A 26,538-nucleotide genomic window follows, 5' to 3' on the forward strand; every position below is an offset into this window, starting at 1 on the left:
AGGAAAGGGGCCGCGATGAACGAGATCCTTGAGCCGGGCATGATCGTGCGCCACCCCGGCGCGCCCGAATGGGGAACCGGCCAGGTGCAGTCGCGCATCGGCGACCGCATCACCGTGAATTTCGACAATGCCGGCAAGCAGGTCGTGGATGGTCGCCATGTCAGTCTTGAACTGGTCACGCTTCGCCCCTGAGTATACAATTTGATCATATTGCAACTTTAGCTTGTGTCAATTCCCGGCAGGCTGCCTGCCCCGCCCCGACGCAGGGTCCGGTTGCATTGCCGCTCTGTCCCGCCTAGACACGGGGCCGACCCCGGACAGCAGGTGTGACGCTTTGCGATGATGCCAGAAGGCGCGTATTTCGAAACCCGGCTAGCCCGGCGCGAGGCCGATCTGCTGTCGGCCCAGCGGCTGCGCTATCGCGTCTTCGTCGAGGAACTGGGCGCGGACGGCGACCTGGTGGACCATGAAAACCGGCTGGAGCGCGACGCCTTCGACCCGGTGGTCGATCACCTGGTGCTGGTGGACCGCCGCCGCCCGGAATCGGATCTGGAGCATGTCGTGGGCGTCTATCGTCTGCTGCCCGGCGACCGCATCGGCGGGAACGATCGCTTCTATTGCGACGGGGAATACGACCTTTCGCCCCTGCGCCGCAGCGGCCGGCGCGTGCTGGAACTGGGCCGGTCCTGCATGGCGCCGGATTTCCGGGGCGGCAGCGGCATGTTCCTGCTGTGGTCGGCCCTGGCCGAATATGTGCTGGACCGGCAGGTCGAGGTGCTGTTCGGCGTCGCCCGTTCCACGGGACCGATGCGGGGCTGCTGGCGCAGCCGCTGTCCTGGCTTTATCGCCACCACCTGGCCCCCGAGGGGATGCGCCCCCGCGCCCGCCCCGAGGGATACCAGCGCATGGACCTGGTGCCCGAGGCGAGGCTGGACCGGCGCGCCGCGATGGCCGGGATGCCGCCGCTGATCAAGGCCTATCTGCGGCTGGGCGGCGTCGTCGGCGAGGGCGCGTTCCTGGACCATGCCTTCAACACCACCGACGTCTTCCTGATGGTGGACACCGCCGCGATGTCGGCCAGGCACCGCCGCTTTTACGAGGCGCGCGGCCTGACCGAATGACCCAATCCCATCCCGGCACCTGGCGCGACGACGGCGCCCCCGCGGTTCCTCGGCCCGGTCCCCTGGGCTGGCTTCTGGTCGCGACGCGGGGCATGGCGATCCTGTCGGTCCTGCTGATCGGGGTCGTGCTGATCCTGCCCCTGCGCGCGGGGGAACGGCTGCTGGCCGGTCCGCGCCGCCCGGTGACGGGTCCCCATGTCCAGATCGTCTGCCGCATCTGCCTGTGGCTCATGGGCCTGCGCTGCGAGGTTCGGGGGCGGCCGATGCGCGGCCCCGGCGCGGTGGTCGCGAACCATGCCAGCTGGCTGGACATCTTCGTGATGAACGCGGCCATGCCGGTGTTCTTCGTTTCCAAGGCCGAGGTGGCGGGCTGGCCCGGCATCAACATCCTGACCCGCGTAACCGACACGCATTTCGTCGCGCGCGACCCGCGCCTGGCGCAGGCCCAGGCGCAGGAGTTCTGCGCCCGCACCCGTGCCGGCCACCGGCTGCTGTTCTTTCCCGAAGGCACCAGCACGGACGGCCGCCGCGTCCTGCCCTTCAAGCCGACGCTGTTCCAGGGCTTCCTGGACCCCGACCTGCCCCGGACGCTGGCGGTGCAGCCGATGACGGTGATCTATCATGCGCCGCCCGGGCGCGACCCGCGCTTTTACGGCTGGTACGGCGACATGGCGCTGGGAACGCATCTGCTGGCGGTCCTGGCCCAGCCGCGCCAGGGCCGCGTCAGCGTGGTGCTGCACGACCCGATCCCCGTGGCCGGAGAGACGCGCAAGACCCTGGCGGCCAAGGCCGAGGCCGCCGTCCGCTCGGGCCTGTCCGCCTGACGGGCTTTACAGCGGCCAGAACAGCGGGATCGTCAGGCAGGCCACGATGCCGCAGATGATGTCCAGCGGCACGCCCACCTTGACGAAATCGCTGAACTTGTAGCCGCCGGGGCCATAGACCATCAGGTGGGTCTGATAGCCGATGGGCGTCGCGAAGGCGACCGTGGCCGAGAACATGACGGCGACGACATAGGCGCGCGGATCGTGGCCCAGCGACTGGGCCAGCGCGATGGCGACCGGCGTCAGCAGGACCGCCACGGCATTGTTCGACAGGATCTCGGTCATGACCAGGCCCAGGAAATAGACCGCGGTCAGGGTGGCGAAGGGCGGCAGGCCGCGCAGCCAGGGCGCGACGAAATCGACCACCAGCGTCACCGTGCCGGTGTGCTCCAGCGCCTCGCCGACCGCCAGCATGGCAAAGATCATCGCCATCAGCCGGGCATCGACAAAGGAAAACGCCTCTTCGGCATCGACGCAGCGGGTGATCAGCACCACGGCCGAGGCCAGGAAGGCCAGTGCCATGATCGGCGCCACGTCGAACGAGGCCAGCGTCACCACCGCCAGCAGGCAGGCGACCGCGATGGGCGCCTTGGTGCGGCGGAAGGGCCGCGCCGAGGGGCGCGAGACATCGACCAGGTCCATGTCGGCGGCCAGGCGGGCGATATCCTCGGGCGCGCCCTCCAGCAGCAGCGTGTCGCCCACCCGCACCTCGAGATCGTCGAGCTGGCGGCCGATGTTCTGGCTGCGGCGTGCGCGGCCAGGACATAGACGCCATAGCGGCGGCGCAGGCGCAGGTCGCCCAGGCGCCGCCCGATCATCCGCGCCCCGGGCGAGATCAGCACCTCGACCGTCTCGGTCGCGACCGAGCTGAGCTTGTCGACCATCTGCAGGTCCTTGTGGGCCTGCATTTCCAGCAGGTCGGCCATTTCAGAGCGCAGCACCACCCGGTCGCCGGGCTCCAGCACCACCTCGGCCATGTTGCGGCGCAACGAGGCGTCGCCGCGCAGCACGTCGATCAGCCGCACGGCGTCGCGCTTGAACAGCGGCACCTCGCCGACGTTCATGCCGACCAGGCTGCTGTCCTGGGGAATGGCGACCTCGGTGAAGTATTTCATCTCGCGCCGGGTGCCGAGGAATCCGGCCAGCGAGGTCCGTTCGGGCAGCAGGCGCCAGCCGATCAGGGCGAAATAGGCGATCCCGGCCAGGGTGATGGCGATACCCACGGGGGCGATCTCGAAGATCGTGAACGGGGTCATGCCCGCTTCGCGCGCGACGCCATCGACCAGCAGGTTGGTCGAGGTGCCACATCGTGTCATGCCGCCCAGGATGGTGAAATAGCTGAGCGGGATCAGCAGTTTCGATGGGAACGTGCCCAGCCGCAGCGCAAGCTGGATGCAGATCGGGATCATCACCGCCACGACGGGCGTGTTGTTCATCACCGCCGAGGCCACGATGACAAAGCCGAACAGCCCGCAGAGCGTCGCCCGGGGATGGGTCGAGACGTGGGACGTGACCAGCCGCGACATGATTTCCAGCGCGCCGGTGCGCAAGAGCCCGCCCATGATGATGAACATGAAGGCGATGGTCCAGGGCGCCGCGTTCGACAGCACGCTGCCCGCATCCTTGATCGGCAGCAGACCCAGCACCATCATCACCCCCGCCGTGGCGATGGCCACCACTTCGGGCGGGTGTCGTTCGCGGATGAACTCGATGAACATGACGGTGATGATGACCAGCATGGCGATGGCCGCGTTGGTCCCTGTCAGTTCGAAACCCAGCATGATTGGCTCTGTCCCCTGGCGGCCTCGAAATCACGGGCCTGTCGGTCGCTGATAGAATGATTTTCTGCGCCGCCGCAAGGGAAAGAGGGCTTTCTTCTATGCGTCGGCCCCGGGCTGTGTCGGGGGATGCGTCTGCGACAGCCGCCCGCCGTCGCGCACCGCCTGGATCGCGGTGGCGCGTCCGCTGCGGTCGTCGGTGGTGACAAGGACGCCCGCCAGCGTCGCCTCGCCCTCGGCGGGGGTGAAGCGTTCGCTGGACATGCCCGTGATGAAGCGGCGCAGCGGCTCGGCCTTGTCCATGCCGATGACGCTGTCATAGTCGCCGCACATGCCGGCGTCGGACTGATAGGCGGTGCCGCGCGACAGGATCATCGCATCGGCGGTCGGCACATGGGTGTGGGTACCGACGACCAGGCTGGCGCGACCGTCGCAGAAATGCCCGACGGCCATCTTCTCGCTGGTCGCCTCGGCATGGATGTCCACGACCGAGGCCTGCACCAGCCCGCCCAGCGGATGGGCCTTGAGCACGGTCTCGATGGCCGAGAACGGGTCGTCGAAGGGCCGCTTCATGAAGACCTGGCCCAGCACCTGCGCGACCAGCACCTTGCGCCCGCGCGTCGCGTCGAAGACGCGCGCGCCCCGGCCCGGCGCGGCCTTGGAATAGTTCAGCGGCCGGATGATGCGGGGCTCGGTCTCGATGAAGGACAGCATCTCCTTCTGGTCGAAGGCATGGTCGCCCAGGGTGATGCAGTCGGCGCCGGCTTCCAGGATCAGCCGGGCATGATGCCCGCAGCCCATCCAGCCCGAGGCGTATTCGACGTTCGCGTGGTGAAGCAGCGTGGGGCAACGGCTGAGCTGAAGGCCACTCCAAAGGCTTTGCCGCGCGCCAAGGCGGCACAATCACGTCCCCAAGAGGCGCGAAAGCGGGGCAGCGTCCAAGGATCGTACTTCAAACGAGGCACGTCCCAGCTTCGGCCTCAGGCCAGCCATGCGCCAATCAGCGCCGATGCCAGCGCGATCCCCGCCCCGACCGCGATGCCGCAGGCAAAGCCCCGTCGGCGTTCGCGGCGCGGCTCGGGCCGCTCGCGCAGCAGTTCGGGCATGCGGCGTTCCAGGAATTCGGGCAGCAGCGGGGCAAAGCGGGCCAGCACCTGGGCCGAGCGGCCCAGGTCGCGGAGCGCGGCGCGGGGGCCCAGGTTGTCGCGGATATAGGTCTCGACCACCGGCCGGGCGACTTCCCACATGTTGATCTGCGGGTCCAGGCTGCGGGCGACGCCCTCGACCACGACCATGGTGCGTTGCAGCAGGATCAGTTCGGTCCGGGTCGCCATGCCGAAGCGCTCCGTCACCTCGAAGAGATAAGCCAGCAGGTTCGCCATGCTGATGCGGCTGGCATCGGCGCCGAAGATCGGCTCGCCCACCGCGCGGAGCGCGCGGGCAAAGGCGGCCATGTCGCGGTCGCGGGGGACATAGCCCGCCTCGAAATGCACCCGCGCCACGCGCATGAGGGCGCTGGAAAAGCAACACGATCCGGCATAGACGCGGCGGGTGTATCGTCGATTTCGCCCATGATGCCGAAGTCATAGACGATGATGTCGCCGTCCGCCGCGACCTTCAGGTTGCCCTGGTGCATGTCGGCGTGGAAATAGCCGTCGCGCAGCGCGTGGCGCAGGAACATCTGCAGCACCCGCGCGCCCAGGGCCGGCAGGTCGTGGCCCGCCGCCTGAAGCGCCGCGATGTCGCCCATCGGGATGCCCTCGGCCCAGTCGCTGGTCAGCACCCGCCGCCCGCTGAGCATCCAGTGCGGGTCGGGCACGCGGATGCCCGTGTCGCCCTGGGTGTTTTCCCGGAACTCGGACGCGTTCGCCGCCTCGCGCCGCAGGTCAAGTTCGCCGATGACCACGGATTCGAAATGGCTGACCACGTCGCGCGGGCGCAGGCGGCGGGCGCCGGGCGACAGCCGCTCGATCATGCCGGCGGCGAAGTGGAAGGCGTCGATGTCGCGGCGGAACCCCGCCTCGACCGAGGGGCGCAGCACCTTGACAGCGACCTCGGCCCCGGTATCGGCACGCTTGGCATGGTGGACCTGGGCGATCGAGGCCGCGGCCACGGGGGGCGAGAATTCCGAAAACAGCGCCGCGACCGGCAGGCCCAGATCCTCGGCCACGATGCGCATCGCATCCGCCTGAGGAAAGGGCGGCAGCCTGTCCTGCAGCATCGAAAGCTGGCCGGCGAGTTCGGGGCCGACCACGTCCGGCCGCGTCGAGAGAATCTGGCCGAACTTGATATAGGCCGGCCCCAGCGCGGTGATCGCGCGCGTGAACGGCGGCAGGTCCGGGTCGCCCGGATAGCCGAGCCATGCAAAGGGCCAGCCCGGACGCGCGCGGCCAGCCGCACCCGCGCGGGCGCCTCATCGCGTCAAGCGCCACCGACATGGCGCCCGTGCGCTCGAAGGTGGCGCCAGTGCGGATCAGGCGCCAGATGTTGTGCGGGCCGCGCATGTCAGATCTTCCATCCCGAATGCAGCGCGGCGATGCCCATCGACAGGTTGCGGTACTGCACCCGGCCAAAGCCCGCGCGCCGGATCATGTCGGCGAAGGTCTGCTGGTCGGGGAACTTGCGGATCGATTCGACCAGATACTGATAGCTGTCGCGGTCGTTCGCCACCACCTGCCCCAGCGCCGGAATGACGTTGAAGGAATAGCGGTCATAGAGCCATTGCAGCATGGGCACCGGCATCTGGCTGAATTCCAGCACCATCAGGCGGCCGCCGGGCTTCAGCACGCGGCGCGCCTCGGCCAGGGCGTCGGGGATGCGGGTGACGTTGCGGATGCCAAAGCTGATCGTGTAGCGGTCGAGCTGTCGTCGGCGAAGGGCAGCGCCATCGCGTCGCCCGGACCCAGGCCAGGCGGTCGGACAGGCGGTCGGCCTCGGCCCGCTTGCGCCCCTCGACCAGCATCGATTCGGTCATGTCGCAGACGGTGACGCGCGCGCCCGAGGCGCGCCCCAGAAACCGGAAGGCGATGTCGCCCGTGCCCCCCGCCACGTCCAGCAGGTGCTGGCCGTCCCGCGGCGCCAGCCAGTCCATCATCGCGGTCTTCCAGACCCGGTGGATGCCCGCGCTCATCAGGTCGTTCATCACATCGTAGCGCGAGGCGACGCGCGAAAACACGCCATGGACCAGCCCGGCCTTGTCCTTTTCGGCCACGGTGCGAAAGCCGAAATGGGTCTCGGCCTGGGAATCGCCGTTCGGTTCGGGGCGCGGGCTGTCGGTCATCGTGCTTGTCCATCCGTGGTTTCGGGCACAGATAGGGGCTATCCACGCCGCGCGCCACCCGCCAGAAGCCGGGCTGCGCGCCGCACCATGCGACGAACGGAACGGAAATGCCAGAACTGCCCGAGGTCGAAACCGTCCGCCGCGGCCTGCTGCCGCACCTTGAGGGGCACGTCCTTGCGCGCGCCGAGGCGCGCCGTCCCGACCTGCGCTGGCCGCTGCCGCCGGACCTGGTGCAGGTGCTGACCGGCGCCCGTGTCACGGCGCTGCGGCGGCGGTCGAAGTACATCCTGGCCGACCTGGAGGAGCGGGGCACGCTGCTTTTGCACCTGGGCATGTCGGGGCGGATGCTGATCGAGGGCCAGTCGCAGGGCGAGTTCCACCGCGACCCCGCGATCCTGCCGCGCCACGACCATGTGGTGCTGTGGACCGACCAGGGGACGCGCATCACCTTCAACGACGCGCGGCGATTCGGCATGGTGGACCTGATCGCGCCCGGAGCAGCGCATCCGCTGCTGGCGCATCTGGGGCCAGAGCCGCTGGGCCCCGACTTCACCCCCGACGTGCTGGCCCGCGCGCTGGCCGGGCGCAGGACGCCGATCAAGGCCGCGCTGCTGGACCAGCGGATCGTGGCGGGACTGGGCAACATCTATGTGTCCGAGGCGCTGCACCGGGCGGGCATCGACCCGCGCCGGCTGGCGGGCCGGATCGGGGCCGCGCGGATCGCGGCGCTGGTCGGGCATATCCGCGACGTGCTGGACGAGGCCATCGCCGCCGGCGGATCGTCGCTGCGCGACCACCGCCAGGCCAGCGGGGAGCTGGGCTATTTCCAGCACAGCTTCCGGGTCTATGACCGCGAGGGCGCGCCCTGCCCGCGCCCCGCCTGCCCCGGGACCATTCGCCGGATCGTGCAGTCGGGACGGTCGAGCTTTTACTGCCCCGCCTGTCAACGTTGAGGCGCCGGAGCCTCCGGCGGGGATATTTGACCAAGAAAGAAGTCCGCGCACCCGGCCCCCGCGCGGCGCTGGCCTAAGGCGCGCGCATTTGTTAATGCTCGCGCCCAGCGTCACAGCGAAAGGCTCGGTTTCATGGCTTACCAGACCCTCACCGTCGAGATCGACGATTATGTCGCGCTGATCCGGCTTGCCCGGCCGGAGGCGTTGAACGCGTTGAATTCGCAACTGGTCGGAGAACTGGCCGAGGCGCTGGCCGAAGCCGACCGCAACGACAAGGTGCGCTGCATCGTCCTGACCGGCAGCGAAAAGGCCTTTGCGGCCGGGGCGGACATCAAGGAGATGGCGACGAAAACCTATGTCGACGCCTATACCACCGACCTGTTCGGGGCCGAGATCGACCGCATCACCGCCACGAGGAAGCCGATCATCGCGGCAGTCGCGGGCTTGCGCTGGGCGGCGGTGCGACTGGCGATGGCCTGCGATACAGCCTTTTCAGCGCGAATGTCATTGTTTCCGAAGAAGAACAGCCAGACCGGGACAGCCTTGGTTTTCAAGCTGCCATCGGCGGCACCCAGCGCCTGACGCGCTTTGTCGGCAAATCGAAGTCGCTGGAGATGCACCTGACCGGCCGCTTCATGGACGCGGCCGAGGCCGAACGCTCGGGCCTGGTCAGCCGCGTCGTCCCCGCCGCCAAGCTGATCCCCGAGGCGATGGCCGCCGCCAAGAAGATCGCCGAGAAGTCCATGATCGCCGTGCTTGCCGCCAAGGAGGCGGTGAACCGCGCCTATGAAACCACCCTGCGCGAGGGCGTCCTGTTCGAGCGGCGGACCTTCCAGGCGCTGTTCGCGACCGAGGACCAGAAGGAAGGCATGAGCGCCTTCCTGGAAAAGCGCGCGCCGCAGTTCCGCGACCGCTGATTGCGCTTGGCATTGCCGGAGCGCCGGTGTATAGGGCCGGCCTGACATGCGCGTGGGCCCGCTTAGGCAAGAATCATGACCGTCCCGGATGGGACGGTGCCGTGGGGCTTTTGCGCGATCAAGATATTCGGAGAGACAAGCACCCATGGCCAATACGCCCCAGTCCAAGAAACGCGCACGCCAGATCGAGCGCGTCACCGCCGTCAACAAGGCCCGCCGTTCGCGCATTCGCACCTTCCTGCGCAAGGTCGAGGAAGCCATCGCCGGCGGCAATGCCGACGCGGCCCGCGAAGCGCTGAAGAACGCCCAGCCCGAACTGATGCGCGGCGTGACCAAGGGCGTCGTTCACAAGAACACCGCGGCGCGCAAGATCTCGCGTCTGGCGGCCCGCGTGAAGGCCCTGTCGAACGCCTGAGGCGCTGCGGCAAATCCGCAACTGAGATCGAACAATACGGGGGCGCGTTCTTTACCGAACGTGCCCTTTGGCATCAAAAGCATAGCCGCAAGGCCCTGATCTTGCCCGATTTTCAAGGGACGGTCCGGGCCGTGCACGGCGTCAGATTCGTCTGGCAAAGTGGCTGTCAAGCACGAAGATCGGTTGTCGGCCGAGCGCCGTTCTTGCTAGCTTCGGTCCAGCGATTCACGTCGCACCTGGGGGACATGCTCCGCAACCGGCACTGCCTGCCGGCACGCGGACCGGCAGCATGATCGCGGGACGATCTGCTACCTGATGAAGCACGAGGCCGGCTGCCACCGGCGTCTGCTTCGTGTCTGGAATCGAAGGCTGCGGAGGCAGCCGGCCGCTTTTGGCGGCTGGTTCTTTCGTTGACCGCGAATCCGTCCCCCCTGTGCCGATGCCGAATCAAGGCGCGACGGTGAACCCCCGTGAGAACCGGGGGGCCCCGCGAAACATGGGCAAGGAAACGGACTTGGGCGAGATGGACAAGATTTGGGGGCAGGCGCGTGAAGAACTGCAAAGAATCGTCGGAGCGGACAGCTTCGCGACCTGGATCGACCCGCTGAAGCTGGCCGAGGTCGATGACGGCACCGCCGTGATCGCCTGCCCCACCCGCTTCCTGTCGGACTGGGTGTCACGCCATTACAGCGACGACATCCTGACCGTGCTGGACCGCCTGGGCGGCCCGGTCCACCGGCTGAGCTTCGAGACGCGCAGCCAGGCGGCCAGCCCTGCCGCCGCCGCGCCCAAGCGCCCCGCCGCCCGTCAGGACGCCACCCGCGGAGACGCCCGGGCCGAGGGCGAGGAGCTGACCGCGCCGCTGGACCAGCGCTTCACCTTCGAGAATTTCGTCGTCGGCAAGCCCAACGAACTCGCCCATGCCGCCGCCCGCCGCGTGGCCGAGGGCGGGCCCGTGACCTTCAACCCGCTGTTCCTTTACGGCGGCGTGGGCCTGGGCAAGACCCACCTGATGCATGCCATCGCGCGCGAGATCCAGGCCCGCCAGCCCGATGCCCGCGTGCTGTACCTGTCGGCGGAACAGTTCATGTACCGCTTCGTCCAGGCGCTGCGCGACCGGACCGTGATGGATTTCAAGGAACTGTTCCGCACCGTCTCGGTGCTGATGGTCGACGACGTCCAGTTCATCGCCGGCAAGGATTCCACGCAAGAGGAATTCTTCCATACCTTCAACACCCTGGTCGACCAGGGCAAGCAGATCGTGATTTCCGCCGACCGCGCGCCGGGCGAGATCAAGGACATGGAGGAGCGCATCAAGTCGCGCCTGCAATGCGGGCTGGTCGTGGACCTGCACCCCACCGACTACGAATTGCGGCTGGGTATCCTGCAAAGCAAGACCGACGCTTTCCGCCAGCAATATCCGGGCCTTCTGCTGGCGCCGGGCGTGCTGGAGTTCCTGGCCCATCGCATCACCTCGAACGTGCGCGTGCTGGAAGGCGCGCTGCAGCGGCTGTTCGCCTTCGCCAGTCTGATGGGGCGCGAGATCACGCTGGACATGACGCAGGAATGCCTGGCCGACATCCTGCGCGCCAACGACCGCAAGGTTTCGATCGAGGAGATCCAGCGCAAGGTCGCCGAGCATTACAACATCCGCCTGTCGGACATGATCGGGCCGAAGCGCGTGCGCACCGTCGCCCGGCCCCGCCAGATCGCGATGTATCTGGCCAAGCAGATGACCTCGCGCAGCCTGCCCGAGATCGGCCGCCGGTTCGGCGGGCGGGATCACACGACGATCATGCATGGCGTGAAGAAGATCGAGGAGCTGCGCAGCGCCGACCGCAGCCTGGCCGAGGACATTGACCTGCTGCGCCGCCTGCTGGAAGCCTGATCGCAGCCGCTTGACCCCGCGCGGGATTCTGCCACATTGGCGCCCCGCGCCGGATCAGGATGAGGATTAGCGATGAAATTTGCCATTGAACGGGCCGATCTGGTCAAGGCCGTGGCCCAGGCCCAATCCGTGGTCGAACGGCGCAACACGATCCCGATCCTGGCCAACGTCCTGACAGCACCACGACCAGCGTCACCGGCCGCGACCTGCTGACCCCCGACGAGATCATGCAATTGCCGCCCGAGGCACAGCTTCTGCGCATCCAGGGCCAGCTGATCAACTATCGCCCGCAAGCTGCGCTACTACGCCGACAAGCTGAGGGCTGGACGGCGGTTCGCAGCGGCTTTCGGTGCAGGCGGGGCGGTCGAACTTCAGCCTGGCGACGCTGCCGCGCGAGGATTTCCCGGTCATGTCGGCATCGGAATACGCGGCGAACTTCAGCGCCCCGGCGCTGGTCCTGCGGCGGCTGTTCGACAAGTCCAAATTCGCGATCTCGAACGAGGAAACGCGCTATTACCTGAATGGCGTCTATATGCATGTGGCTGAGGGCGCGGACGGGCCCAGCCTGCGCTGCGTGGCGACCGACGGCCATCGGCTGGCCCGCATCGACGCCCCCCTGCCCGGCGGCGCGGCCGACATGCCGGGCGTCATCGTGCCGCGCAAGACGGTGGCGGAACTGCGCAAGCTGCTGGACGACGACGAGACCGAGATCGCGGTGTCCGTCAGCGAAACCAGGTGCGCTTCGCGACGCCCATGATCACCCTGACCTCGAAGGTGATCGACGGCACCTTCCCCGATTATACCCGGGTGATCCCGTCCTCGAACACCCGCAAGCTCGAGGTGGACGCGGGCGACTTCGCCAAGGCGGTGGACCGGGTGGCGACCGTCAGCAGCGAGCGTTCGCGCGCGGTCAAGCTGTCCTTGGACGAGGATCGGCTGGTCCTGTCGGTCAACGCCCCCGACGCCGGCGCGGCGGATGAGGAGCTGTCGGTCGCCTATGCCGACGATCCGCTGGAAATCGGCTTCAACGCCAAGTACCTGCACGAAATCGCCAGCCAGATCGAGCGCGAGAACGCGGTCTTTCTGTTCAACGGCTCGGGCGACGCGGCGCTGATCCGCGAGGGCGGCGACAGCACCGCCGTCTATGTCGTGATGCCGATGCGCGTGTGACGCTGAGCCGCCTGCACCTGACCCAGTTCCGCAGCTGGGCCAGGCTGGACCTGGAGCTTGACGGACGGCCGCTGGCGATCCACGGCCCGAACGGCGCGGGCAAGACGAACATTCTGGAAGCCGCCTCGATGCTGTCCCCCGGCCGGGGCATGCGCGGCGCCCCGCCTGGCGATCAGGCGCGGCAGGGGCCGGACGTGGGCTGGCAGATCCGGGCGCAGATCGGCGATCAGGCGGTCGTGACCCGCGCGCCCCCGGCCAGCCGCGCGAGGTCATGATCGACGACAAGCCCGCGCCGCAGGTGGCGCTGGGGCGGCTGATGCGGGTGATCTGGCTGGTGCCGGCGATGGACCGGCTGTGGACCGACGCGCCCGAACAGCGCCGCCGCTTTCTGGACCGCGTGACGCTGAGCTTCGCCCCCTTCCATGCCGAGGACGCGCTGGGTTACGACAAGGCCATGCGCGAACGCAATCGCCTGCTGCGCGACGAGGTGCGCGACGACCGCTGGTATCGAGCGCTGGAATCGCAGATGGCCGACATGGGCGCCGCGATCACCCGCAATCGGCAGGACGCCATCGCCCGGATCATGCAGGCCCAGCAGAGCGCGGAAACCGCCTTTCCGGCCGCGCGCCTGACCCTGCTGCCGGGCGAAGGCTTCGCCGACGACCCCGACCCCGCCAGCATCGCCGCCCGCCTGGCCGAGACCCGGTCCCGCGACATGGCCGCCGGCCGCACCCTGACCGGCCCGCACCGCGCGGACCTGGGCGCGCATTGGGGGCCGCAGGACATGCCCGCCGCACTAAGCTCGACCGGCGAGCAAAAGGCGATGCTGCTGTCGCTGATCCTGGCGAACGCCCGCGCCCTGTCCGGGGAAAGCCCGGTCCTGCTGCTGGACGAGGTCGCGGCCCATCTTGACGCCGACCGCCGCGCGGCATTGCATGACGAGATCTGCGCGCTCGATGCGCAAAGCCTGCTGACCGGCACGGGACCCGAGCTGTTCGACAGCCTGCGGGATCGGGCGCAATTCCTGGCCGTGCGCCGCGACGGCGCCACATCCGAGGTTCTGCCATGAAACGGGAACGTGTCACCCTGATTACCCTGGGCGTCCAGGATCTGGATCGCAGCCGACGCTTTTACGCCGACTGGGGCTGGCAGGCGCATCCCGCCTCGCAGCCGGGGCTGGTGCTGTTCCAGATGACCGGCGCGGCGCTGGCGCTGTTCCAGCGCGGCGAGCTGGCCCACGACCAGGGGCGCCCCGAGGCGGAGCTTGGCACCGGCGCCTTGACGCTGGCGCAGAACTGTGCCGACGATGCCGAAGCGGATGCCGTCTTTGCCGCCGCGCTGGCCGCCGGGGCGCGGGCGATCAAGCCGCCCGAAAAGGCGGTCTGGGGCGGCTATTCCGGCTATCTCGCCGATCCCGACGGCCATGTCTGGGAAATCGCCTGCAACCCGTTCTGGCCGCTGGATGCGGGCGGCGCTCTGACCCTGCCCGGCTAAACGGTCAGGTCCACGATCTGGAAGCTGCGCACATCGACGATGCCAAGGTCCGAGATGCGCAGCTCCGGGATCACCACCAGCGCCAGCAGCGAATGTTGCATATAGGCGTTGTTGAGCGTGCAGCCGCAATCCTGCATCGCCCGAACGATGGCCTGCGCCGCCTCGGCCACCTCGGGCGCGGGCAGGTCCGACATCAGCCCGGCAATGGGCAGGGCCACCGTCGCCAGTTCGGCGCCATCGCGGAACACGGTGACGCCGCCGCCGATGTCCCCCAGGTGGTTCGCCGCCGCCGCCATCGTCTGACGGTCGGTGCCGACGACGATCATGTGGTGGCTGTCATGCGCGACGGTCGAGGCGACCGCGACCCGGCCCCGGTAGCCAAAGCCCGAAACGAAGCCGTTGACCACCCCGCCCGTGCCCCGGTGCCGTTCGACCAGCGCGATATGGCAGACATCGCCCACGGGCTCGATCACGCCGCCCTGGACCGGCGATCCGCCTCCAGCGCGCGTGGCGGGGCCTGGTTTTCCACGACGCCGATCACGCGCGCACGCACGCTGTCGCCGCTGGCCAACGCGCGGAAATCCTCGGCCGCCAGCCGCTTGCCCAGGCGGACCGAGTTCCGCGCCCGCTCGGGCCAGTCGATGCGCGGGCAATCGACCAGCAGCCGGCCCTGCTCGGCCACCACCCGGCCCTGGGCGATGACCAGCTCCACCGGCAAGGCGGCCAGATCGGACGTCAGGACCACATCCGCCCGCCGCCCCGGCGTGATGCTGCCAAGCTCGCGTTCCAGCCCGAAGTGGCTTGCGGCATTGATCGTCGCCATCTGGATCGCCACCAGCGGGTCGCAGCCGCAGGCGATGGCGTGGCGCACCACCCGGTTCATGTGCCCGTCGTGGACCAGCGTGCCGGAATGGCTGTCGTCGGTGCACAGGATGAAGAAGCGCGGGTCGAGGCCCTTTTCGGTGATCGCGGTGATCTGGCTTTCGACGTCGTACCAGGCCGAGCCGAGCCGCATCATGCAGCCCATGCCCTGACGGACGCGGGCGATGCCCTGCGCCTCGGTCGTGGTCTCGTGGTCGTCGTTGGCGCCGCCCGCGACATAGGCGTGGAACGGCCGGCCCAGGTCAGGGCTGGCGTAATGGCCGCCGACCGTCTTGCCCGCGGCAACGGTCGCGGCGATCTCGGCCAGCATCTGCGGATCGCCCGCCGCGACGCCGGGAAAGTTCATCATCTCGCCCAGACCGATGATGCCCTCCCAGCCCATGGCCTGGGCGACCTCGCCCTCGGTGATGGGCGCGCCGGTGGTTTCCAGGCCGGGGGCCGAAGGCGCGCAGCTGGGCATCTGGGTGAACATGCTGATCGGTTGCAGCAGCGATTCGTCGCGCATCAGCCGCACGCCCTCCAGTCCCAGCACGTTCGCGACCTCGTGCGGGTCGTGCAGGATGGTCGTCGTGCCATGCGGGATCACGGCTCCGGCAAAGCCGGCGGGGGTCAGCATCCCCGATTCGACATGCATGTGCGCGTCGATCAGCCCGGGGACCATGAAGCGCCCCGCCGCTTGGATCACCTGCGTGTCGGGGCCGATCGAGGGGCCCGCGTCCGGCCCGACATAGGCCACGCGGCAGTCGGCCACGGCGACGTCGATGCCGGGGATCACCTCGCGCGTGTGGACGTTGACCCATTGCCCGCCCCGGATCACCAGATCGGCCGGGGTGCGGCCGGCGGCCACCTCGACCAGCCGGGGCTGCGCTTGGATCCAGGGTTTCAGCATGGCTCTTTCCTTGTTCGTGGCCCCCAGATTGCGGCAGGGTGGCGGCGAAGGAAAGGCGGCGCCGATGGAATGGAGCGGCGAGGCCAGCGTGATAACCCGCACCAGGCACGGCGAGAACGCCGTGATCCTGACCGTGCTGTCGCGCGAGGCGGGGTTGATGCGCGGGCTGGTTCCCGGCGGCGCCAGCGCCAAGCGGTCCGCGATGCTGCAGCCCGGCAACCGCGTCAGCCTGCGCTGGCGCGCCCGGCTTGAGGATCAGCTGGGCACCTTCGCGGTCGAGCCCGGCCGGGCGCGGGCGGGGCTGCTGGCCGGGGCGGACGCGCTGGCGGGGGTGAACGCGGTGACGGCGCTGCTGTCCTGGGCGCTGCCCGAACGCGACCCGCACCCGCGCCTGTCGGACGCGACCGAGGCGCTGCTGGACCTGATGGACCAGGGCGCGCAGGGGGGCGACGGCTGGGCCGGGGCCTATCTGGCCTGGGAGATGTGCCTGCTGGACGAGTTGGGCTTTGGCCTGGACCTGTCGGCCTGCGCGGTGACGGGTGTCCGCGAAGGGCTGGCCTATGTCAGCCCGCGTTCGGGCCGTGCGGTCAGCGCCCAGGCGGCGGGCGACTGGGCGCCGCGCCTGCTGCCCCTGCCCGCGATCCTGGGCGGACTCGGCAACGGCGGCATCGGGGACGCCCTGGCCCTGACCGGGCACTTCCTGCAATCCCGCCTGGCCGAGGCCCATGCCGGAAAGCCGCTGCCCCCGGCCCGCGCCAGGCTGGTCGCGCGGCTGGCGCGCGACCGTTAGGGGCTGCTACTTGCGATAGCCCGGCTCGAAGGTCAGATAGGTCGGGCCGGTGATCTTCAGCACGCCGCCGTCATAGGTGATGCCGTCGGCCTGGGCCAGCGCCGCCAGATAGCGGTTTTCCAGCCGGCCGGCATTGCCGGAACAGGCCATCCGCGTCGTGGTGATCGGGCCCAGCTTGAAGGCCGGCGGCTCGGCCGTCTGATTGGCGCTGTAGTGGTTGCAGGGCGCCTGCCCCGAAACCGAGCCGTCGCTGGCGATCTCGATGCCGACATTGCGCTGCGGCACGGTGTCCGAGCCGATGCCGACCAGCACATAGGGCCCGACGGGGATGTTGTGGGATGCACTTCCGGTCGGGGTGGGTTCGCAGGCGGCCAGTGCGGCCGTTGCGGCAAGCGCCGCCGCAAGGGGCAGGAAGCGGGTCATGGGCAGCTCCGTTCTGTCAATTGCCCGCCATAATGCCTGATCGGCCCCCGCTGTCCAGCCGGGGGCGGAATTTTCCCGTCAACCCAGTAACCTGCGCGCAATGACCTGGGCCTGGATCTCGGCCGCGCCCTCGAAGATGTTCAGGATGCGGGCGTCGCACAGGACCCGGCTGATGGCATATTCCGCGGCAATAGCCATTGCCGCCGTGGATCTGCAGCGCCATGGTCGGCGGCGGCCCAGGCGACGCGGGCGCCGAGCAGCTTGGCCATCCCGGCCTCCAGGTCGCAGCGCCGGCCGTGGTCCTTCGGCAGGCGCGATAGGTCAGCTGGCCGGATCATGATTTCCACCGCCATCAGCGCCAGCTTGTCGGCGACCGGGGAAAGTCGATCAGCGCGCGGCCGAACTGCTTGCGGTCAAGGGCATAGCGCAGGCCCAGTTCGCAAGCCGATTGCGCCACGCCCACGGCGCGGGCGGCGGTCTGGATGCGGGCGGATTCAAAGGTCTCCATCAACTGCTTGAAACCGCGACCCGGCTCGCCGCCCAGCAGGTTCTCGCCCCGGACGCGGAACCCGTCGAAGCCCAGCTCGTATTCCTTCATGCCGCGATAGCCCAGCACCTCGATCTCGCCCCCGGTCATGCCGGGGGTGGGGAACGGGTCGTCGTCCGTGCCGGGGGTCTTTTCGGCCAGAAACATCGACAAGCCGCGCCAGTCGGTCGTGTCGGGGTCGGTACGCGCCAGCAGCGTCATCACATGGGTGCGCTGCGCATGGGTGATCCAGGTCTTGTTGCCCGTCACCACCCAGTCGTCGCCATCGCGCACCGCCCGCGTGCGCAGGCTGCCCAGGTCGCTGCCGGTGTTCGGCTCGGTGAAGACGGCCGTGGACAGGATCTGCCCCGAGGCGAGGCCGGGCAGCCATTTCGCCTTCTGCTCCTCCGTACCGCCGCACAGGATCAGCTCGGCCGCGATTTCGCTGCGCGTGCCCAAGCTGCCCACGCCGATGTAGCCGCGCGACAGTTCCTCGGTCACGACCACCATCGAGGCCTTGGAGAGGCCGAGGCCGCCGTATTCCTCGGGGATGGTCAGGCCAAAGACGCCAAGCTCGGCCAGTTCCTCGATGATCTCCATCGGGATCAACTGGTCCTTGAGGTGCCAGCCATGGGCGTTGGGGATCACGCGTTCGTCGGCATAGCGGCGGAACTGGTCGCGGATCATCTCGAGATCCTCGTCCAGCCCGGTGGCGCCGAAGGTGGCGCGGCCGTGGTTGTCCTGCATCAGCGCCACCAGCTCGGCCCGCGCCTGGGGCGTGTTGCCACCCATCAGCGCCAGCGCCGCCTCGGGCGGGGTCCAGTCCAGGCCCAGGTCCGACAGCCGCGCGAATTCGGTCTGGCTCATGGGGATGCCGCCCCGGATCTGGGTCAGGTATTCGCCCAGGCCGATCTGCAGGATCAGCGCCTCGGCCCGGCCAAGGCCGCCCGCCTCGGACAGCCGGCCGGCCCATTCCGTCAGCTGCCGGATCGATTCGACATAGGTCGCCAGCCAGGACAGCGCATGCGCGGCGTGCTGGTCGCGGTCCAGCGCGGCGGGATCGACCTTGCCCGTCGGGGCCACCCGGGCGCGCAGGGTCTGGATCGCACGGTCCAGCAGGTCGGAAAGCGCGGGCAGCGTGTCGCGCGCGCGGGCAAGCGTCTGGGCGGGCATGGCGGGCGTATCCTTCATGGCAGGTCCTTTGCGGTCGTGCGGCGTTGCAGCATGTCTAGCGCCAATGCAGGCGCAGCGCAACTATCATGCGCGACACACAGCGTAGGCGAACGAAAATGACCCGTGCTGCCCGTGATGGCGCTCAGCCCGCCCTCGGCACCCGGACTTTTAGCGTTTGCGGAAAATTCCCCGGAGCGGTAATGACCGGGCCATCGGGCCAAAGCCACGCCCAGCCGCGTTTTCCATCGCGAAAACATGAGACGCCTCAAGCCTGCACGGGCCCCAATCGACTGTCGTTCAATGTTCGGACTGGACCCCTTTCACCTGGCGCTTGCCGTCGCGATCACGCTGTTTTCCGGCTTCGTCAAGGGCGCCATCGGCTTTGCCATGCCGATGATCATGCTGTCGGCGCTGGGATCGTTCCTGACCGCCCAGCAAGCGGTCGCGGCCGTCATCCTGCCGGTGCTCATCACCAACATCCGCCAGGCGCTGCGCCAGGGATGGGGCCCGGCCTGGGCGGCCACCTGGGCCTATCGCTGGCATATCGGCATGGTCGTGCTGTTCATCCCGGTCAGCGCCTTCTTTGCCACGCGTGTGCCGCAATGGGCGATGTATGCGCTGATCGGCGTGCCGATCACGCTTTACGCGGGGTGGCAACTGATGGGCCGCAGCCTGGCCCTGCCCATCCACCACCGCCGCCGGGCCGAGATCGCGACCGGCATCGTCGGCGGGCTGATCGGCGGCGTCTCGGGGATCTGGGGGCCGCCGCTGCTGGTCCTGCTGCTGTCCCTGCACGCACCCAAGGACGAACAGATGCGCGTCCAAGGTGTCGTGTTCTTCATCGGGGCGGCGGTGCTGACGGTGTCGCACCTGAACTCGGGGCTTCTGAACGCGCAGACCCTGCCATTTTCCGCCATGCTGGTGGTGCCGGCGATCATCGGCATGGGCCTGGGCTATCTGGCGCATGACCGGCTGGACATCTCGCAATTCCGGCGCTGGACGCTAATCCTGCTGGTCGCGACCGGGCTGAACCTGATCCGCCGCGCGACCGAGCTTCTGGGCGCCCCGACCTGAAAGGACATGCCATGATCGACCCCGCCCGCCTGACCGCCGATCTGATCCGCTGCCCCTCGGTCACGCCCGAGGAAGGCGGCGCGCTGACCCTGCTGGACGGCGTTCTGGCCGGCGCGGGCTTCGAATGCCACCGCGTGGACCGGAACGGAACGCCGAACCTGTTCGCACGCTGGGGCGCCAAGGGGGCGGCACGGAGCTTCGGCTTCAACGGCCATACCGACGTGGTCCCGCCCGGCGACCCCGCCAGCTGGACCCACCCACCCTTCTCGGGGGCCGAGGTCGACGGCTGGATCTGGGGCCGGGGTGCCACCGACATGAAATCGGGCGTCGCGGCCTTTGTCGCGGCGGCGGTCGAATTCGTGACCCGGACCCCGCCCGACGGCGCCGTGGTCCTGGCCATCACCGGGGACGAGGAAGGGCCCAGCCGCGACGGCACGCTGGCGCTGCTGGACTGGATGGCCCGGAACGGCGAGCGGATGGATGTCTGCATCGTGGGCGAGCCGTCGAACCCAGACCGCTTGGGCGAGATGATCAAGATCGGCCGGCGCGGCTCGATGACGCTCCATATCGAGGCGCGGGGCGTGCAGGGACACGCCGCCTATCCGGACCGGGCGCGCAACCCGATCCACGCGCTGATCCGGCTGCTGGGCGATCTGACCAGCCAGCCGCTGGACCAGGGAACGGCGCATTTCGACCCGTCCGGCCTGCAGGTGACGACCGTGGACTGCGGCAACCCGGCCACGAACGTCATCCCCGAGACGGCGCGCGCCAGCGTGAACATCCGCTTCAACGACGCGCATACCTCTGCCAGCCTTCAGGCGATGATCCGCGACAAGGCCGCGGCGATCTCGGCGCAGACGGGCGTGGGACTGGACATCCGGGCCCAGGTCTCGGGCGAAAGCTTCCTGACCGAGCCCGGCCCCTTCGTCGATCTGGTGGCGGGCGTCGTGCGCGCGGAAACCGGGCTTGACCCGGTGCTCTCCACCTCGGGCGGGACCTCGGACGCGCGCTTCGTCAAGGATCATTGCCCGGTCCTTGAATTCGGCCTGGTCGGCCATTTCATGCACCAGGTCGATGAACGGGTTCCCGCCGATCAGGTGCGCGACCTGTCCCGGATCTATCGCCGCATTCTGGAGCGCTATTTCGCATGAAGATCGAACGCACCGAGGACCTCGAGACCTGCCGCGCCATCCGCCGCGCCGTCTTTGTCCAGGAACAGAACGTCCCCGAGGACGAGGAGTGGGACGGGCTGGACGGCGCGGCGATCCACCTGCTGGCCCGCGACGACCAGGGCGCCGCGGTCGGGACCGCGCGCATCCTGCTGGCCGACGGCACCGGCAAGATCGGGCGGGTCGCCGTTCTGAAACCGGCGCGCGGCACCGGCGCGGGCGCGGCGCTGATCCGGGCGGCGCTGGCCGAGTTGCGCGCCCTGCCCGGCGTCACCCGTGCCAAGCTGGGCGCCCAGACCCATGCCATCGGGTTTTACGAAAAGCTGGGCTTTGCCGCCTATGGCCCGGAATACGACGATGCGGGGATCCGGCATCGCGACATGGCGCTGACGCTTTGATCCGGCCCGAACTGCGGCCCTATCGCGAAACCGTGGCGGCCCTGGTCGCGACGGGCCTGGGGCTTTGGGTGTTTTCGCGGGGCGGCTGGGTGTTCTGGCCGCTGGGCGCGCTGATCGCCGGGGCCTCGGCGCTCTGGGCGCTGGACGCCTGGCGGCGGCTGCGCTTTCGCAGCCGGGCGACCGCGCCGGGCGTCGTGGAACTGGACGAAGGCGCGATCCGCTACCTGTCCCCGACCGCCTGTTGGGCGGCGAGATCGCGCTGCGCGACCTGTCCGAAATCCGCCTGCTGCGGCTGAACGGGCGGGCGCATTGGCGGCTGAAAAGCCTGGACGGGCAGGCGCTGCTGGTGCCGGTCGATGCGCGCGGCGCCGAGGGGCTGGCCAGCGCCTTTGCCGCGCTGCCGGGTGTGGACATGGGCCGCATCTCGGCCGCGCTGAAGGCGGACGGACCGACCATGCAGACCCTTTGGACCAGGAACAATCACCCCCGCTTGACTTGACGCGCCAGCCTTGCCACCTGTGGCGGGCTAGGCAGATGAAAGGCCACCGATGTCCATTCCTCAACAGGGCGGCGGCCCGATCGAACGACCCGAGCAACTGGCGGAGTACATCGCCTCGGGCGAGAAACCCAAGGACCGCTGGCGCATCGGAACCGAGCACGAGAAGTTCGGCTATCGCCATTCCGACCTGATGCCCCTGCCCTATGACGCGCCCGCCGGCCAGCCTTCGGTCAAGGCCATGCTGGAAGGCTTGCGCGACCGTTTCGGCTGGACCCCCGTGCTGGAAGCCGGCCATATCATCGGGCTGGAGCGCGACGGCGCCAATGTCAGCCTGGAGCCGGGCGGACAACTGGAACTGTCCGGCGCCCCGGTCGAGACGATCCACCAGACCTGCGACGAGGTGAACGGCCACCTGGCCGAGGTGCGCGAGATCGCCGACAAGATGGGCGCGGGCTTTATCGGCCTGGGCGCCGCGCCGGTCTGGAGCCAGGACCAGATGCCGATGATGCCCAAGGGCCGCTATCGGCTGATGACCGATTACATGGGCCGGGTCGGCACGCTCGGCACGCAGATGATGTATCGCACCTGCACCGTGCAGGTGAACCTGGACTTTGCCAGCGAAGCCGACATGGTCCAGAAGCTGCGCGTCGCGCTGGCCCTGCAACCCGTCGCCAATGCGCTGTTCGCCAATTCGCCCTTCCTCGACGGCAAGCCGAACGGCTGGAAAAGCTGGCGCGCCCATATCTGGCAGAACCTCGACGCGGCGCGCACCGGCATGCTGCCCTTCGCCTTCCAGGACGGCATGGGTTATGAACGCTGGGTGGACTACGTCCTTGATGTGCCAATGTATTTCGTCTATCGCGACGGCAAGTACATCGACGCGCTGGGACAAAGCTTCCGCGATTTCCTGAACGGCCGCCTGCCCGCCCTGCCGGGCGAAGTGCCGACGCTGTCGGACTGGGCCGACCACCTGACCACCGTCTTCCCCGAGGCGCGCGTCAAGAAATTCATCGAGATGCGCGGCGCGGACGGCGGCCCCTGGCGGCGGCTTTGCGCCCTGCCCGCGCTGTGGGTCGGGCTGATCTATGACCAGTCGGCACTGGATGCGGCCTGGGATCTGGTCAGGGGCTGGGACGCCGAAACCCGCGAGGCCTGGCGGCGCGAGGCGGGCCTCAAGGCGCTGGACGCCGAGGTCGGCGGCACCCGGATGCGCGATCTGGCGCGCGAGGTTCTGGCGATTTCCGAAGCCGGGCTCAAGGCCCGCGCCCGCGCGGGCAGCGGCGGGCTGGTCCCGGACGAGACGCATTTCCTGAACGCGCTGAAGGAAAGCGTGGACAGCGGCACGGTCCCGGCCGACGAGATGCTGGCGAAATACCACGGCGAATGGCAGGGTGACCTGAACCGGATCTACGCCGAATATTCCTATTGAGGACCGTCTGCCGAATGACAAAGGGGCCGAGTCATCCCCGGCCCCTTTTTGCCCTTGCGAGGCGTCAGGCCTGCGGTTCGCGCGGCTCGCCCCGGCCGGCCATGAACTGGTCGAACTCGGCCTTGTCGCGGGCTTCGCGCAGCTTTTGCAGGAAGTCCAGGAACTCGCGGTGCTCGTCCTCAAGCCGCTTCAGCGTATCGTCGCGATAGGCGTCGAAGGCGGCGTTGCCGGTCGGCGCGCCCGGGTGACGGCCCATGCGGCGGTGCGCTGCCGCTAGCGGTCATGGCGGGTATGGCGGCAGGAAAACATGCGCTTGCTCCAGATCATGTAGCCAAGGATGGCCAGCCCCACGGGCCAGCAAAAGACAAAGCCCAGGATCATGGCAAAGATCCAGGCGGGCTTGCCGCGGTCGTCCAGCCAGTCCCGGACCCCGGCCAGGGCAAGGCCGATCCGGTCCATGACGGACGGTTGCGGGACGATATTCGTGTTCATGGGCATTCCCCCTGTATGTGAATGTTAATCACATTTACATAGATGGAGCGCCCAGGCCCGGCGTCAATATGCGCCGGCCAAAAAATTCAGTCGGGAATGACGCCCAGTCCGCGCAGATAGATCAGCGCGCCGCTTTCCAGCATGTCCTCGGCCGAAATGGGCGAGCGGCCGCCGGGCTTGCCCCGGCCGAACAGCTCGACCACGCCATGGCTGAGCGCCCAGATGTGATCGGCGACCATGCCCGCCGGGGGACGGGGCGCGGCGCTGCGCTGGAACAAGGCCTCGGCGGCGGTGACCAGCACACCGCGGGCCCGGTCGGCGGCCTGCGTCAGCGCGGCATTGCCGGTGATCGAGATGCCGGATTCGAACATCGCGATATAGAACCCGCGCCGTTCCGCCGCAAAGCGCAGATAGGCCCGCCCCATGTTCAGAAAGGCCGCGAGCGGGCTGGTCCGCCCCACCGCCAGGGCCGCCTCGAGCCGCTCGGCGAACTCCTCGAACCCCTGGCGGGCGACTTCTTCCAGCAACTCGTCGCGGCCGGCGAAATGGCGATAGGGCGCCGCGGCGCTGACCCCGGCCAGCCGGGCGGCCTCGGCCAGGGTGAAGGCCTGCGGGCCCTTCTCCTCGAACAGACGGACGGTCGCCTCGACCAGGGCATGGCGCAGATTGCCGTGATGATACGAGCTGCGGGTCACGGGCGCAGCTTACATGCCTTCGCCGAAATAGTCCCCGACAAGCATGCGCAGCGCCTCGGCCAACTGGCGGGCCTGCGTCCCTTCGGTGGTGACGCGGATGGTGCTGCCACGCGGCGCGGTCAGCATCAGAAGCCCCATGATGGAATCGCCCGACACGCTGATGCCGTCCTTTTCGACGGTGGCCGTCGCCTCGAAACGCTCGACCGTCTCGACGAACTTGGCGCTGGCCCGCGCGTGCAGGCCCTTTTCGTTGATGATCGGCAGGTCCAGGATCACGGGACCGATGCTGGTGTCATTCATGAGACGGCGCGGCTGGGAACGGGGATGATGTCGGCGGGCAGAACGTCGTAGCTGTTGATGTATTTTCGCCCGGCATCCTTGGCAAGCGATACCGCATCCGCCACCGACAGCTTGCGCGACTTGGCCAGCTTGACCAACATCGGCAGGTTCGCGCCATAAAGGATCGAGCGGTTGCCGCATGACAGGCCATCAGCGACAGGTTGAGGGCGAGCCCCCGAACAGGTCCGTGACCACGACAACGCCGTCCCCGGTATCGACGGAATCGGCCGCGGCGCAGATTTCGGCCTGCTTTTCGCCGCGGTCATGATTCTCCTCGATGGTGACGGCGCGAATCCCCGATTGCGGACCCACGACATGTTCGACAGCCGAGAGATATTCCCGCGCAAGACCGCCATGAGCCACGATGACAATTCCGATCAACTTTCCCACCACGAAGCGTCAGCCATGCATCGACGCTATCACCGGGCGGGAGGCTGTTGCCAAACCTTCATCCGCAGGTGCCGGCGCCTTGTCACGGCGTTCAAGTTCCCTATGCCTAATTGACACTTGCCAGCCTGCTTTCGCAAGCGCGTCTGCCATTTTTTCCGCCATTGTGACGGAACGATGTTGCCCGCCGGTGCAGCCGAAACCGATCACCAGATGGGCCTTGCCCTCCTCAAGATGGGCGGGCAGCGCGAAAAGCACAAGATCGCGCACCCTGTCGAAAAACTCGGCGAATCGCGGATCGCGGGCGACATAGTCCTGCACCGGGCCGTCGCGACCATCCAGCGGGCGAAGCGCCGGCTCCCAATGCGGGTTGGCCAGGAAGCGGCAGTCGAACATCATGTCGACCCCGCGTGGCGCCCCGCGTTTATAGGAAAACGACTGGACCGAGACGGTCAGCCGGCGCCCCGGCTCGGTGTCGAACCAGCGGGCGAGTTCGGCCTTGAGATCGTGCGGCGACAGGTCCGAGGTATCGACCAGCACGTCGGCCCGCGCCCGCAGCGGCGCCAGGATCTCGCGCTCGGCCAGGATGGCGTCAAGGGGGGCGCCTTCGCCGCGCAGCGGATGACGGCGGCGGGTTTCATTGAACCGTCGCAAAAGCTGCTCGGTCGCGCAGTCCAGAAACAGCAGGACGGGTTCATAATCCGGCAACCGGGTCAGCCGGTCGACCAGTTCGATCACGCTTGCGACGGAAAAGTCACGGTTGCGCACGTCGAGCCCCAGCGCCAGCGGCGTCGGCCGCGCCGGTCCGTCCAGCAGGCGCGGGATCAGCGACAGCGGCAGGTTGTCGATCGCCTCATAGCCCAGATCTTCGAGCACGTTGATCGCCGTCGAGCGCCCCGCCCCCGAAGGGCCGGTGACAAGGACCAGTCTTTGCGTCGGGTCCTGCGGCTTGGTGTCGTTGGTCATGCGGATCATCGTCAACACGAAGGGGGGGCGCGGGTCTGGGCTCCATTGGGGGTGCGACAGGAGGCCGCGGTCAAGGCCGATCCCGGTCCCAGCGGCCAGACTTGAGATATTGCAACAGTACTGGTGCAAGATGAACACGCCCCCGGCCCAGCACAAGGGGAAGGTGCAGGCCGGCCAGATCAAGTTTTCTGTGAACGGGCAGGCGGTCGGGCTCGTCCTGGTCCAGGTCCACGGCCAGGGCCAGAGGAACGGGTCCGGCAGGGTCGGCGGACAGGATGCCCACGCCCCGCGCCTCGATCCGGCCCAGGATGGCAGGCGGGCAATCGGCCAGGATCCGGTCCGATTCGCGCCGCACCAGCACCCGGTCATCGGCCACAAGCGCGCAACCGAATGCCATCATTTCAAGCGCAAGGCCGGACTTGCCTGCACCCGAGGCCCCCAGGATCAGCAGCCCCCGCCCCTGGAAGGCCACGCAGGACGCATGCAACATGATGACGGGTTGATCATCCATCGGCTGAAACCTTCCCTGTTTCCCTGGTCAAAGCGACGGGTTTTGGCGCGGGCGCA

Annotated in this window: 21 protein-coding genes and 11 pseudogenes; 19 read left to right on the top strand and 13 right to left on the bottom strand. The window is 68.4% G+C overall.

The window, feature by feature from the left end; translation table 11 throughout:
* Window positions 1–15: 15 nt before the first annotated feature.
* The 3 genes and pseudogenes from DPM13_RS02550 (at window position 16) to DPM13_RS02560 (ending at window position 1,945) form a co-directional block, all read left to right on the top strand.
* The gene (locus tag DPM13_RS02550; RefSeq protein ID WP_080620675.1) at window positions 16–192 is read left to right on the top strand and encodes a DUF3553 domain-containing protein; all 177 of its coding nucleotides are present in this window, start codon (window positions 16–18) and stop codon (window positions 190–192) included.
* Between the two features lie 147 nt (window positions 193–339).
* Window positions 340–1,121, top strand: a pseudogene (locus DPM13_RS02555) (GNAT family N-acetyltransferase).
* Window positions 1,118–1,945: a lysophospholipid acyltransferase family protein gene (locus DPM13_RS02560; RefSeq protein ID WP_112887397.1), complete on the top strand. Its 828-nt coding sequence runs from the start codon at window positions 1,118–1,120 to the stop codon at window positions 1,943–1,945. The pseudogene DPM13_RS02555 and the gene DPM13_RS02560 overlap by 4 nt, the downstream one beginning before the upstream one ends.
* Before the next feature lie 6 nt (window positions 1,946–1,951).
* Here the strand turns inward: DPM13_RS02560 and DPM13_RS02565 are convergent.
* The 4 genes and pseudogenes from DPM13_RS02565 to ubiE form a co-directional block, all read right to left on the bottom strand.
* Window positions 1,952–3,726: pseudogene (locus DPM13_RS02565) on the bottom strand (SLC13 family permease).
* Window positions 3,727–3,822: 96 nt separating this feature from the next.
* A complete protein-coding gene (locus DPM13_RS02570) occupies window positions 3,823–4,626 on the bottom strand; it encodes a TIGR00282 family metallophosphoesterase (RefSeq protein ID WP_189654820.1) in 804 nt (267 codons plus the stop codon).
* Window positions 4,627–4,703: 77 nt separating this feature from the next.
* Window positions 4,704–6,227 (bottom strand): annotated as a pseudogene (locus DPM13_RS02575) (ABC1 kinase family protein).
* Between the two features lies 1 nt (window position 6,228).
* Window positions 6,229–7,003 (bottom strand): annotated as a pseudogene (ubiE, locus tag DPM13_RS02580) (bifunctional demethylmenaquinone methyltransferase/2-methoxy-6-polyprenyl-1,4-benzoquinol methylase UbiE).
* Between the two features lie 107 nt (window positions 7,004–7,110).
* Between ubiE and mutM the strand changes: the two are divergent.
* From mutM to DPM13_RS02620, 9 genes and pseudogenes are all read left to right on the top strand, one after another.
* On the top strand, window positions 7,111–7,956 hold the full coding sequence (gene mutM, locus DPM13_RS02585) for a bifunctional DNA-formamidopyrimidine glycosylase/DNA-(apurinic or apyrimidinic site) lyase (protein ID WP_080620681.1): 846 nt from the start codon (window positions 7,111–7,113) through the stop codon (window positions 7,954–7,956).
* Window positions 7,957–8,088: 132 nt separating this feature from the next.
* Entirely contained in the window at window positions 8,089–8,538 is a 450-nt protein-coding gene (locus DPM13_RS26515) for an enoyl-CoA hydratase-related protein (RefSeq protein WP_397245479.1), read from the top strand.
* The gene (locus DPM13_RS26520) at window positions 8,463–8,873 is read left to right on the top strand and encodes an enoyl-CoA hydratase-related protein (protein ID WP_397246257.1); all 411 of its coding nucleotides are present in this window, start codon (window positions 8,463–8,465) and stop codon (window positions 8,871–8,873) included. Before DPM13_RS26515 ends, DPM13_RS26520 begins: the two co-directional genes overlap by 76 nt.
* A 145-nt stretch (window positions 8,874–9,018) precedes the next feature.
* Entirely contained in the window at window positions 9,019–9,288 is a 270-nt protein-coding gene (rpsT, locus tag DPM13_RS02595; RefSeq protein ID WP_028717846.1) for a 30S ribosomal protein S20, read from the top strand.
* A 523-nt stretch (window positions 9,289–9,811) separates the two neighbouring features.
* Window positions 9,812–11,176, top strand: a complete 1,365-nt coding sequence (gene dnaA, locus DPM13_RS02600; protein WP_028717847.1) for a chromosomal replication initiator protein DnaA — start codon at window positions 9,812–9,814, stop codon at window positions 11,174–11,176.
* A gap of 72 nt (window positions 11,177–11,248) precedes the next feature.
* Window positions 11,249–11,357: pseudogene (locus DPM13_RS02605) on the top strand (hypothetical protein); the annotation flags it as partial.
* Between the two features lie 150 nt (window positions 11,358–11,507).
* Window positions 11,508–12,346 (top strand): annotated as a pseudogene (gene dnaN / locus DPM13_RS02610) (DNA polymerase III subunit beta); the annotation flags it as partial.
* Window positions 12,343–13,415: pseudogene (gene recF / locus DPM13_RS02615) on the top strand (DNA replication/repair protein RecF). The pseudogenes dnaN and recF, both read left to right, overlap by 4 nt.
* Complete coding sequence (locus DPM13_RS02620) at window positions 13,412–13,840, top strand: VOC family protein (protein WP_112887398.1); 429 nt, start codon at window positions 13,412–13,414, stop codon at window positions 13,838–13,840. The pseudogene recF and the gene DPM13_RS02620 overlap by 4 nt, the downstream one beginning before the upstream one ends.
* On the opposite strand, the pseudogene DPM13_RS02625 reads toward DPM13_RS02620, so the two are convergent.
* Window positions 13,837–15,611, bottom strand: a pseudogene (locus DPM13_RS02625) (adenine deaminase). The gene DPM13_RS02620 and the pseudogene DPM13_RS02625 sit on opposite strands and share 4 nt — an antisense overlap.
* Before the next feature lie 64 nt (window positions 15,612–15,675).
* Between DPM13_RS02625 and recO the strand changes: the two are divergent.
* Window positions 15,676–16,401 carry a DNA repair protein RecO gene (gene recO / locus DPM13_RS02630; RefSeq protein ID WP_112887399.1) on the top strand — a complete coding sequence of 242 codons (726 nt, stop codon included), beginning with the start codon at window positions 15,676–15,678 and terminating at the stop codon, window positions 16,399–16,401.
* Window positions 16,402–16,407: 6 nt separating this feature from the next.
* Here the strand turns inward: recO and DPM13_RS02635 are convergent, their stop codons facing one another.
* Entirely contained in the window at window positions 16,408–16,824 is a 417-nt protein-coding gene (locus DPM13_RS02635; RefSeq protein ID WP_028717853.1) for an META domain-containing protein, read from the bottom strand.
* A 78-nt stretch (window positions 16,825–16,902) separates the two neighbouring features.
* A pseudogene (locus DPM13_RS02640) lies at window positions 16,903–18,541 on the bottom strand (acyl-CoA dehydrogenase family protein).
* A 282-nt stretch (window positions 18,542–18,823) separates the two neighbouring features.
* Between DPM13_RS02640 and DPM13_RS02645 the strand changes: the two are divergent.
* The 6 genes from DPM13_RS02645 to DPM13_RS02665 are packed head-to-tail and all read left to right on the top strand — an operon-like array spanning window position 18,824 to window position 23,092.
* Window positions 18,824–19,597, top strand: coding sequence for a sulfite exporter TauE/SafE family protein (locus DPM13_RS02645; RefSeq protein WP_028717855.1), 774 nt, complete (start codon window positions 18,824–18,826; stop codon window positions 19,595–19,597).
* Between the two features lie 11 nt (window positions 19,598–19,608).
* On the top strand, window positions 19,609–20,748 hold the full coding sequence (gene dapE / locus DPM13_RS02650; protein WP_112887400.1) for a succinyl-diaminopimelate desuccinylase: 1,140 nt from the start codon (window positions 19,609–19,611) through the stop codon (window positions 20,746–20,748).
* A complete protein-coding gene (locus DPM13_RS02655) occupies window positions 20,745–21,164 on the top strand; it encodes a GNAT family N-acetyltransferase (RefSeq protein WP_112887401.1) in 420 nt (139 codons plus the stop codon). The genes dapE and DPM13_RS02655 overlap by 4 nt, the downstream gene beginning before the upstream one ends.
* Complete coding sequence (locus tag DPM13_RS21980) at window positions 21,161–21,460, top strand: hypothetical protein (RefSeq protein ID WP_223252303.1); 300 nt, start codon at window positions 21,161–21,163, stop codon at window positions 21,458–21,460. Before DPM13_RS02655 ends, DPM13_RS21980 begins: the two co-directional genes overlap by 4 nt.
* Window positions 21,406–21,663, top strand: coding sequence for a hypothetical protein (locus DPM13_RS21985; RefSeq protein WP_223252304.1), 258 nt, complete (start codon window positions 21,406–21,408; stop codon window positions 21,661–21,663). The genes DPM13_RS21980 and DPM13_RS21985 overlap by 55 nt, the downstream gene beginning before the upstream one ends.
* 49 nt (window positions 21,664–21,712) lie before the next feature.
* Window positions 21,713–23,092, top strand: coding sequence for a glutamate--cysteine ligase (locus tag DPM13_RS02665; RefSeq protein ID WP_112887402.1), 1,380 nt, complete (start codon window positions 21,713–21,715; stop codon window positions 23,090–23,092).
* A 64-nt stretch (window positions 23,093–23,156) separates the two neighbouring features.
* On the opposite strand, the pseudogene DPM13_RS02670 reads toward DPM13_RS02665, so the two are convergent.
* The 6 genes and pseudogenes from DPM13_RS02670 to DPM13_RS02695 all read right to left on the bottom strand — a co-directional run bounded on the left by DPM13_RS02670 (window position 23,157) and on the right by DPM13_RS02695 (window position 26,482).
* Window positions 23,157–23,551: pseudogene (locus DPM13_RS02670) on the bottom strand (DUF2852 domain-containing protein).
* Between the two features lie 119 nt (window positions 23,552–23,670).
* Complete coding sequence (locus DPM13_RS02675) at window positions 23,671–24,279, bottom strand: TetR/AcrR family transcriptional regulator (protein WP_112887403.1); 609 nt, start codon at window positions 24,277–24,279, stop codon at window positions 23,671–23,673.
* A gap of 9 nt (window positions 24,280–24,288) precedes the next feature.
* A complete protein-coding gene (locus tag DPM13_RS02680; protein ID WP_112887404.1) occupies window positions 24,289–24,579 on the bottom strand; it encodes an HPr family phosphocarrier protein in 291 nt (96 codons plus the stop codon).
* Window positions 24,576–24,999 (bottom strand): annotated as a pseudogene (locus DPM13_RS02685) (PTS sugar transporter subunit IIA). The gene DPM13_RS02680 and the pseudogene DPM13_RS02685 overlap by 4 nt, the downstream one beginning before the upstream one ends.
* Before the next feature lie 18 nt (window positions 25,000–25,017).
* Entirely contained in the window at window positions 25,018–25,971 is a 954-nt protein-coding gene (gene rapZ / locus DPM13_RS02690) for an RNase adapter RapZ (protein ID WP_189654821.1), read from the bottom strand.
* A 70-nt stretch (window positions 25,972–26,041) separates the two neighbouring features.
* Window positions 26,042–26,482, bottom strand: coding sequence for an HPr kinase/phosphorylase (locus DPM13_RS02695; RefSeq protein WP_223252305.1), 441 nt, complete (start codon window positions 26,480–26,482; stop codon window positions 26,042–26,044).
* Between the last annotated feature and the right edge of the window lie 56 nt (window positions 26,483–26,538).

It is taken from the genome of Paracoccus mutanolyticus (genome assembly GCF_003285265.1).
Classification (GTDB): domain Bacteria; phylum Pseudomonadota; class Alphaproteobacteria; order Rhodobacterales; family Rhodobacteraceae; genus Paracoccus; species Paracoccus yeei.

What these genes read in the sequence shown, in the direction of transcription:
- DPM13_RS02550 (WP_080620675.1), top strand. Translation starts at nt 16, where the DNA reads ATGAACGAGATCCTTGAGCCGGGCATGATCGTGCGCCACCCCGGCGCG.
- DPM13_RS02560 (WP_112887397.1), top strand. Translation starts at nt 1,118, where the DNA reads ATGACCCAATCCCATCCCGGCACCTGGCGCGACGACGGCGCCCCCGCG.
- mutM (WP_080620681.1), top strand. Translation starts at nt 7,111, where the DNA reads ATGCCAGAACTGCCCGAGGTCGAAACCGTCCGCCGCGGCCTGCTGCCG.
- DPM13_RS26515 (WP_397245479.1), top strand. Translation starts at nt 8,089, where the DNA reads ATGGCTTACCAGACCCTCACCGTCGAGATCGACGATTATGTCGCGCTG.
- rpsT (WP_028717846.1), top strand. Translation starts at nt 9,019, where the DNA reads ATGGCCAATACGCCCCAGTCCAAGAAACGCGCACGCCAGATCGAGCGC.
- dnaA (WP_028717847.1), top strand. Translation starts at nt 9,812, where the DNA reads ATGGACAAGATTTGGGGGCAGGCGCGTGAAGAACTGCAAAGAATCGTC.
- DPM13_RS02620 (WP_112887398.1), top strand. Translation starts at nt 13,412, where the DNA reads ATGAAACGGGAACGTGTCACCCTGATTACCCTGGGCGTCCAGGATCTG.
- recO (WP_112887399.1), top strand. Translation starts at nt 15,676, where the DNA reads ATGGAATGGAGCGGCGAGGCCAGCGTGATAACCCGCACCAGGCACGGC.
- DPM13_RS02635 (WP_028717853.1), bottom strand. Translation starts at nt 16,824, where the DNA reads ATGACCCGCTTCCTGCCCCTTGCGGCGGCGCTTGCCGCAACGGCCGCA.
- DPM13_RS02645 (WP_028717855.1), top strand. Translation starts at nt 18,824, where the DNA reads ATGTTCGGACTGGACCCCTTTCACCTGGCGCTTGCCGTCGCGATCACG.
- dapE (WP_112887400.1), top strand. Translation starts at nt 19,609, where the DNA reads ATGATCGACCCCGCCCGCCTGACCGCCGATCTGATCCGCTGCCCCTCG.
- DPM13_RS02655 (WP_112887401.1), top strand. Translation starts at nt 20,745, where the DNA reads ATGAAGATCGAACGCACCGAGGACCTCGAGACCTGCCGCGCCATCCGC.
- DPM13_RS02665 (WP_112887402.1), top strand. Translation starts at nt 21,713, where the DNA reads ATGTCCATTCCTCAACAGGGCGGCGGCCCGATCGAACGACCCGAGCAA.
- DPM13_RS02680 (WP_112887404.1), bottom strand. Translation starts at nt 24,579, where the DNA reads ATGAATGACACCAGCATCGGTCCCGTGATCCTGGACCTGCCGATCATC.
- rapZ (WP_189654821.1), bottom strand. Translation starts at nt 25,971, where the DNA reads ATGACCAACGACACCAAGCCGCAGGACCCGACGCAAAGACTGGTCCTT.
- DPM13_RS02695 (WP_223252305.1), bottom strand. Translation starts at nt 26,482, where the DNA reads ATGGATGATCAACCCGTCATCATGTTGCATGCGTCCTGCGTGGCCTTC.